Annotated in this window: 6 protein-coding genes; 2 read left to right on the forward strand and 4 right to left on the reverse strand. The window is 55.5% G+C overall.

The genetic code is table 11. The features are described from left to right. Positions 1-66 precede the first annotated feature (66 nt). The 3 genes from RMSM_RS10570 to queF all read right to left on the reverse strand — a co-directional run bounded on the left by RMSM_RS10570 (position 67) and on the right by queF (position 3047). Positions 67-1335: a tetratricopeptide repeat protein gene (locus tag RMSM_RS10570; RefSeq protein ID WP_008695210.1), complete on the reverse strand. Its 1269-nt coding sequence runs from the start codon at positions 1333-1335 to the stop codon at positions 67-69. A gap of 250 nt (positions 1336-1585) precedes the next feature. Beyond that, on the reverse strand, positions 1586-2584 hold the full coding sequence (locus RMSM_RS10575; protein ID WP_008695211.1) for a sugar phosphate isomerase/epimerase family protein: 999 nt from the start codon (positions 2582-2584) through the stop codon (positions 1586-1588). A 76-nt stretch (positions 2585-2660) separates the two neighbouring features. Beyond that, positions 2661-3047 (reverse strand): preQ(1) synthase, encoded by a 387-nt coding sequence (gene queF, locus RMSM_RS10580; RefSeq protein ID WP_008695213.1) that lies wholly within the window; start codon positions 3045-3047, stop codon positions 2661-2663. On the opposite strand from queF, the gene RMSM_RS10585 reads away from it, so the two are divergent. Continuing rightward, positions 3035-3802 carry a 7-carboxy-7-deazaguanine synthase QueE gene (locus RMSM_RS10585; protein WP_236622084.1) on the forward strand — a complete coding sequence of 256 codons (768 nt, stop codon included), beginning with the start codon at positions 3035-3037 and terminating at the stop codon, positions 3800-3802. The two genes, queF and RMSM_RS10585, sit on opposite strands and share 13 nt — an antisense overlap. A gap of 241 nt (positions 3803-4043) precedes the next feature. Here RMSM_RS10585 and alaS read toward each other — a convergent pair whose 3' ends face one another. Next, positions 4044-6869 (reverse strand): alanine--tRNA ligase, encoded by a 2826-nt coding sequence (gene alaS, locus RMSM_RS10590; RefSeq protein ID WP_008695215.1) that lies wholly within the window; start codon positions 6867-6869, stop codon positions 4044-4046. A gap of 366 nt (positions 6870-7235) precedes the next feature. On the opposite strand from alaS, the gene RMSM_RS36685 reads away from it, so the two are divergent. After that, positions 7236-8564, forward strand: coding sequence for a PLP-dependent aminotransferase family protein (locus RMSM_RS36685; protein WP_008695217.1), 1329 nt, complete (start codon positions 7236-7238; stop codon positions 8562-8564). Positions 8565-8729: the final 165 nt, after the last annotated feature.

Consider the following 8729-nt stretch of genomic DNA (forward strand, 5'->3'; position numbering starts at 1 on the left):
CCTAGTCGAACATGAATTCCAGATAACGGCCTCGCGAGCACGCCGTCGGTAATCGCCAGCCCCAAGTCATCTGCGGATTCCCGATCGCGGCAACGCGTCAACGACTTCGGCGATGACCGGCTCCCATTGGCCCAATTTCTGCTGTCGAAACAGTCGCATCGAATCGTACCACACGGTGTCGTTTGACTTGGTCATCCACCGCCAATCACATGCGGTGGAAACCAGACACCACACCGGAACTCCGGCGGCCCCCGCTAAGTGCGCCAATGCGGTATCCGAGGTCACGACCAAATCGAGGTGCTGGATCACCGCGAGGGTATCGAGAAACGCGCCGTCCTGGTCGAGATCGTCAAAGCAGACCAGCGGAATCTGGTGTTCGCGCTGGTCAATTTGATTTAATCCATCGTGTTTTTGCAGACTGACAAGCGTGACGTCGTCAAGGTTGGCAAGTGCGGAAAACGCGGAAAGCGGGATCGAACGCCAAACGTCGCCGTTGAACGTCGGGCTACCCTGCCATCCGATTCCAATCCTTAATCCCGGCAGACTTTCGATCCGACCTCGCCACGCTTCGACTCGCTTCGGTTCCGGATGTAAATAGGGTGTCGGTACTCGAAATTGCTCGGGATGATCCAGCTGCAATAACGCCGGCAAACTCAGCAGCGGTGAATACAAATCGAATGCGATCGGAGCCGGTTGGTCCACCGGCATCCAATGATCGACCCCGTCGATATCGCAAAGCAACCGAGTGAGCGGCTTTTGCACCGCCATCCAAACGGTTGCGCCCATCTGTTGCACCCGCGGCAGAAAACGCATGAACTGTAGCGTGTCGCCGAATCCCTGTTCGGAATGAATCAAGATCGAGCGCCCCTCCAGTGGCGAGCCATCCCAGCGTGGCAAAGGAATCTCGGGTCTCGGTACCGCCGCCGCGCTCCACCGCCACTCGTACTCGATCCATCCTTGGTCGAACCGACCAAGTTTCAACAGCGCTAACGCTCGATTAAAGCGAAGATGATGATTCGCCGGGTCAAGCAGCAAGCCTCGCTCGAAAACCTGAATCGCTCGCTCGGGTTCGCCACGAGATTGATACAGCAATCCCAAGTACGAATGTGCCGGGATCAAGTCGCAACGAATTCGCAGTGCATGTTCGAGCGTTGCAATCGCGGCACCGACTTGGTGACGACGCGATTGAACGAGACCGATGATTTGAAATGCTTCGGCACACTTGGGGTGTTCCGCAACCAGTTTCGTGGCAATCGCCTCGGCTTCATCGATACGATTCTGCTCAAACGATTGCTGGGCGAGCAACACGTCGGATTGCCAAGTGGAACCATTCACAAGCGTCCTTCTCCTCCCACAGCATCGGCGACAATCAACAGCGACCGGCACCGCCCACAATCGTAAGCGATTTGCCGAGCGTCGTGTCAAAGGAGCATGGAGGCCGGATCAAGCCGCCAACACAAAGCGCAGATCCGGCTCGGGCGCGATTAAGATGGGGAGTTCGCTGCAGCCGCCATGCCGGATCTTCGCTGCGCTGCGATCCGGCCTACAACTCTGCTGCGATCCGGCCTACCATCGAGCAACGAAACTACGATGCTTTGATGTCTTCGAACGTTCGCAATCCGTAAGGGATTCCGACGTAATCAAGCACGCGGCAGAGGCCTCGTAACGCGACACCAAATCCGTCGGGACCGCTGAAACCACCGAACTGGCCTCCACCTTTGACGTGAGGCTCGAGATCCATAAAGACGCCATCGGCACCACGCGCGGTCATCCGCTTGTGCAGCTCGGGCAAAAAGTCTTTCATGTCACGCAAGATCGCTTCATGACCGCTGTCGCCACGATCGGCAGGCACGAAATTGCTGAGACTCGCTTCGTCCACATGATCGATCCGCGCGGTCGGCGACGGGTCGTGGTAATCCTTGATATGGACCCAGCCTAAACTTGGTTTCATCGCCAAGTATTGACCGTAAGTTTCATCCGGCGTGAACCCTTGAGTAACAATATTGGCGGCATCAAAGATCGTCAGCATCGCAGGATGATTGACCTTAGCAGCGATCGCTTCGAGCAATTGACCGGTTTGGCCGACCAAATTGGCTTCGACTTCCAAGCCAAACGTCAAACCACGCTTGTCACATGCTTCGGCGATTTGAGTAAGCTGGTCCGATACTTGATCAATATGTTCTTCGGGCTTGGTACCTTTGGGATGATAAAACGCAAATCCGCGGATCAGTTTGGCTCCGAATGCTTCGGCTCGATCGCACGCGCGAGCAACGTCTTCTTTCATGTATTGATCGAACGGCACAAATTTGTTCGACGTGCCATCGTCGACATCTTTCAGTTTCACCTTGCCAATCGGCGAACCGATGCTGCTGACCTTTAATCCATAATCACTCTGCATTTTGACGAGATGGTTGATCTCGGCATCGCTGAGCATCATGACATTCTTGATTCCTTCGCCCGCGTCGACGAAGCGAATCGAATAGTATTTCAATCCGAGTGCGGCGAACGCCGAGTACTGTTGAACGGCAAGCTTTTCGTTGGCGGCTTCGTCAGCAAATCCGCTTAGCAAAATCGGAGTCGTCATGATGGAGATTTTTGGGGTTCAGGAGGGAAAGGAGCAGAGGATTCGTCCGCGAGCGGACGGGTACAAAAAGCAGGCATCAACCGAGCGGAACGTCGGGATATTGAACAATAATATTGCTGTTCAGACCACCGCGTGGGGTCCAGCGGCTTTCCACTGTCGCTTGCCGTGGCTTTACGACAGCGAGAAAGTCGTCCATGATTCGGTTTGTCACGGCTTCGTAGAAGATCCCTTCATTGCGAAACCGCTGCAAATACATCTTCAAACTCTTCAGCTCGACACATAATTCGTCGGGCACATAGGTAAAGATGATCGTTCCATAGTCGGGTTGGCCTGTTTTAGGACAAACCGACGTAAACTCGGGACAATGGTGTTGGATTGTAAAGTTTCGTGTCGGGCTGGGGTTTTCAAAGACTTCCAACAGCTCGCGAAAATGATTTGAGTCGCTCAATTTTGATTTCTCCACTTCGTAATTCAGGATTTTTGCAGGCTTCGCCGGAATCGACCAGGGGGACCCTGGCCGAAACATCGACGCTGCGCATATCCGAGACCTTTGTTAGCCGTCAAGGCGAAGGTGCCTTGACGGGAACCAACAGTTTTTTCGTTCGTACCAGCGGCTGTAATTTGCGTTGCTGGTTCTGCGATACCCCGTATGCGTCGTGGCGTCCCGAAGGGGACCGAGTGTCGATTGCCACGCTTGTTGAGTCGATTTCCGAGTCTGGCGTGCGGCACGTCGTGCTAACCGGCGGCGAACCCCTGCTGCCCAAGGAATCGGTGCTTTTATGTGAAATGCTGCGAGCACGCGGCCATCACATCACGATCGAGACCGCCGGCACAATCGATCGCGAGATTGCCTGCGATTTAATGTCGATCAGTCCCAAATTTCGCACCAGTGCTCCCGATGCCGATCAGCATCCGCGTTGGAACGAACTACACGAGCAGCGGCGGATGCCGATCGGCACGATGCAGATGTTGATACAGCAATCAGCCGACTACCAAGTTAAATTTGTCGTCGACGGAGAACGGGATCTCCAGGAGCTGCAAGAAATCATCTCGCAGTTGGGGGTTCCCGCGACCAAAGTTTGGGTGATGCCGCAAGGCGTCAGCAACGACGAACTCGACAAGGCCGCCACGTGGTTGCGACCTTGGACCGCCGAACGCGGGTTCCAATATTGTGACCGCATGCAGATTCGTTGGTACGGCAACCGCCGCGGCACGTAATGAAGTAGCAACAGTCGCCAAGACTTTCGGCATACGCCCCATTTCATCAACAAGGGTTTTCGTATGCATCAATTTCCCGGCCAGTTGGACCGGATGCATATTCCTCAACGCCGCAGAGAACAACGACGTCACGCTCAGCCGGACGCTCTCTCACGCGACGCGGGTCCCCCATCCCAGCGAAACTCTTGGCGAGTTTCGCTACAGGTTAACACCGATGACAGGCCGGGAGGCCTATCCCACCTTAGCTCAGCGATTTTCGCATCGTGACTTTGGCTTGCTCGAGTGCTTCGGGCAGCTTTTCAGGATCTTTGCCGCCGGCTTGTGCCATGTCCGGACGGCCGCCGCCGCCGCCGCCCACCACGCTTGCCGCTGCACCGACCCAATCGCCTGCTTTCACACCACGATCGACCAATTCGCGACTGATTCCCCCGACCAACAATACTTTGTCGCCTTGGACCGACGCCAACAGGACTGCAGTTGGTTTTTCGCTTTTCTTGCGAATTTGATCGATCCAGCCACGCATCACGTTCGGGTTTGCGCCGGGCGTCTCGGCCACAATTAGCATCGAATCGCCAACGGTTTCCGCCCCTGAAATCAGATCATCGGCTGACAATTTTCCGCCTGCGGTGACTTCGCGTAGCTGCTTGGCCAAGCTTGATCGGTCCGCCAGCAAGGCTTCTAGCCGAGCGACGACATCATCGGTCGAAACGTTGAGACGTCGTGTGATATCGCGAACGGCCGAACGGATCGAGTTGTAGTCGCTGGTATCGATCGGCGACTCGGACTCTTTGACGACAAAGGTTTCCGAGTGCTCCACAGGCTTACCAGCGGAAAGTTCTTTTTTCAGCTGACGCACTTCGGCAAACAGCTGCTTGGTTGCGGCGACCGCATGTTGTGACTGACAACCGAGCGTTTGGGCAACCTTTTCGAGCAGCTCACGCGTTTGCACACGATGGGCCTCGGCACGATCACCGGTCAACGCCTCGATGCGGCGCGTTCCCGCCGAAACACTCTCTTCGACGACCAACTCGAATGCTTGAACTTGTTTCGTGTTGGTAAGATGCGTTCCGCCGCAAAGTTCTTTGCTGAAATCACCCATCGACACCATACGCACGGGATCGGGATATTTTTCGCCAAACAACATCATCGCGCCGGCGGTGCGTGCATCGGCAAGCGGTACGGTTTTCCAATCGATTGGCTGGGCCGCATCGATTTGAGTCCATACGTCCTTTTCGATTTGGACGAGCACATCGTCATCGATCGCGTGTTGATTGGTAAAGTCGAATCGCAAGCGATCCGCTTCCACCTTGCTGCCTTGCTGTTGCGCGTGATCGCCCACGTTTTTGTGTAGGGCATAGTGCAAAATGTGCGTGGCCGAGTGAGCACGACACAGCGCGTCTCGCTGAGTTGTATCGACGCTTGCGACACATTCATCGCCTTCGTGAATCTCGCCGCGTGTCAATTTGCCATGGTGAACGATCAGCCCCGCGTGACGCTGAGTGTCAATCACTTGAAATTCAAATTTTTCACACTTGATGACTCCGACGTCGCCAACTTGACCACCTGATTCACCATAAAACGGCGAGTGATCCAACACCAAACGCAGCTCCGCATCACTGGCACGATCGAGATGGCTAAGCAATTGCCCCTCGTCCCCTTTGCCACCGATCCCGGTGATAATGCCTTTGACCGTGGCGTTGGCTTCGGTCGTTTCGTAGCCGAGGAAGGGCGTTTCCCGAAGCGCTTCTTTCAGCGTTTCCAAGGGGCCAGTTTGGAACAGTTCTTTCTGCCCAGCACCGCTCTTGATCGAATGCTCGTGCATTGCGTCACGATAGCCAGCCCAATCGAACGTAAAGTTCTGCTCGGCGCTGAGCGTTTGTAGCAATTCCGGAGGCACACCATAGGTCGTGTTCAGTTCCGCTGCTTCCTCACCGGGAACCATCACTGCGGATTCATCCCGCATCTGTTCGAACAGTTGTCCGATTCGTTTCATCCCACCATCGATGGTGCCGAAGAACGCCTTCTCTTCGGCCTCGATCACATCGGCGACTCGCTTGGTGGTTTCGCTCAGCTCGGGATAAGGAACTTTCGCGCTGTCGGCGACCGCGTCGACCAATTTGTAGAGAAACGGCTCGCGAAGATCCATTTGATAGCCGTCCAAAACTGCCCGGCGAATTAATCGCTTGACCACGTACTTGGCATCTTTGGGACCGGGGTAGACATTTTCATGAATCGCAAATGCACACGCACGAGCATGGTCGGTGATGCGGCGCAATCGACGACCGTTGTCGCTTTCGTACTCGTATTTGACACCACACACTTCCGACGCGGCCTGGACGATCGGGAATAAATTGTCGATGTGAAAATTCGTCGGCACGCCCTGCAGCACGCTAGCGGTCCGCTCGAGCCCCATGCCGGTATCAATATTCTTGCTCGGCAGCGGTTTTAAGTTGTCTGGTGGATCGCCGACGCGATTGAATTGGGTAAAGACGAGATTCCAGATTTCGACGTCGCTGCCGTCATCGAGGTGGTAATAGATTTCGCTACACGGACCACACACACCGTCGGGGCCTTCGCTGGGTGCCGACGCGGGCCAAAAGTTCTCGTCCTCTTCCATCCGTGCGATTCGCGAAGTCGGCAGACCAATTTTTTCGTTCCAAAACTGAAACGCTTCGTCATCGTCCTTGTAAACCGTCACGCTGAGTCGTTCGCCCGGAATTCCGAGCCACTTTTTGTCGGTTAAAAATTCCCAAGCCCAGCGAATGGCGTCTTCTTTGAAATAGTCGCCGAAGCTGAAATTCCCCAGCATTTCGAAAAAGGTATGGTGAAACGCGGTGCGACCGACATTGTCGATGTCGCCGGTTCGCAAACACTTCTGACAGGTCGTCGCCCGCGTGAAATCAAGTTTGACCTTGCCTAGAAAGTGGTCTTTGAACTGATTCATCCCCGCCGGCGTGAACAAAACGGACGGATCCCAGGTCGGAACCAATACGTCGCTCGGTTTGCGGACACATCCTTTTGACTCGAAAAAAGCAAGGTATTTTTCGCGTAGCTCGTCGGTTTTCATATCGCTCGTCTATGTTCAAAGCTGGGTAATGACTTGGTCCGAAGAGACCCATAATCCGCCATTCGGTGACGAAACCGAGGCGTCGATTCTGAGGTCTTCGGACGCGAGTGTTGAATGATCATATCGAAACGAGCCATTTCGGCAGAGGGCACGTTCGCGATCCAACGCGAATCGTCACCGTATTTCCGAATGCCGCCTCCAACCACGTCACCGCAGTGCCGATCTTGGATTGTCCCGATTTGTAACCAAGAATCATCGGTTAGAATCGAATCCCAGTTAAAATCAATTGGACAAATGACTTGGGCGACCGGTTCGCTGCCAATCAAACTCTCCTTCATCTCCCCTTACGTATAAACGAATAAACTCATGGCAATCCCTCCCTGGACCGTTGAATTACTGCGACGCGGACTCAACGACGTGGCTCGACGAGCGCGTGAGCCTGAGACCTTCGAAAAAATAAAAAGCCAAGCGACTGAGATCATCCAGGACCTCCCCCAAACGGCAGCCCGCGGGTTGGACGCGGTGATGCGGGCGACCGAGGCAGGCAAAAAGAACGTCCAGCGGTGGTCTCAGAAACAGGTTGCCGTGGCGATACCGCTGGTCAACGCGTCGGGAACGTTGGTCACCCCGCTGGGAACGGGCGTTCCTGTGGCCGAAGAGGCGGTCGAGGCGGCCTATGCCTGTTTACATGGCGATGTCCGCCGTGATCATCATGCGAACCAGCGGCTGAACCGCGAATTGCACCGACACCTCGACTCATCAGCGGATCTAGAAATCGCGGTCGCGGCAAATTTCAACGCTATTTTGACCGCACTCGTGATCGGCATGAGCCAAGAGGACATCCTGATTCACCGCAGCCAAGCGATCCGGCTTCGCAGCGGCGATTCGCTGGTCGATGCCCTCAATTCGCTGGTCCCGATCGTCCAGGAAGTTGGCGCGAACGATTCGATCGAAGCATCGGATTTTGACGCATTCGACTCATTTTGTTTGATCGTGGCGGATGACGAAACCAAGCCCAACCCTCCCACCCCGCTACAGTTCGACCAATCGGGGGTGACACAAGTCGTCGTGCTGCCAGTCGCTACGCTTCGCCAAACCAAGGACGAGAAATTAGCGTCGGTCGAAGCCGCGATCAAAGCGGGTGCGGATTTGGTCATCGTCGAAGGCGGCGGCGTTTTCGGAGGCCCGGAATGCGGCATCCTGATCGGCAAAAAGAACATTGTCGAAGCGATTATCGAGTCTGCGGTTTGGAAATCGCTCGAAGCGACCAGCGCGGTGCAAGCAATGCTGGTCAGCACGCTGGGCAAATCGGCCAGCGCAGAGCTTCCCATTGACGCTTTGATACAAACCGGCGAAGAGAACTTGAAAGCCCGAGCCGAACGACTGGCCATGCGACTGAGTGCCAGCGATGCGGTCAAGAGCTGCCAAGTGACCGCCGAAGACGCCCGCATCACGCCCAAGGGTCGTTGGCGGTACCCATCGCGACAAGTTCGCGTCGAGCACCGATCGTTGACCGCCAAAGAATGGGCCCAGCAGCTGCGTGAGGAACTGCCGTCATTGATCGTTCGCGAAGACGAGCAAGCGATCATCGTCGACTTGAAATGGGTCAGCCCCGCCAGTGACGGCAAAATTGGTGAACTGATTGGCGGTTCGCAATCGGCATCTCCCAACGAGACGGCCAGCGAAATGCCGTAGTGCCGCCTTTATCTCGCGGCAATTGGGGGGACAAGCATGGTTTCACCAACCTCCCGCCCGCTTTCAGCGGACGCCCCTCCCAAGGGGAGGGTAAGTTCGAGTTCACCTCCCCGTTGGGGAGGTCAGAGTCGGCGGTAGCCGGCTCTGGGTGGGGCTCGTTGTGTT

Source organism: Rhodopirellula maiorica SM1, from assembly GCF_000346295.1.
Lineage (GTDB): Bacteria > Planctomycetota > Planctomycetia > Pirellulales > Pirellulaceae > Novipirellula > Novipirellula maiorica.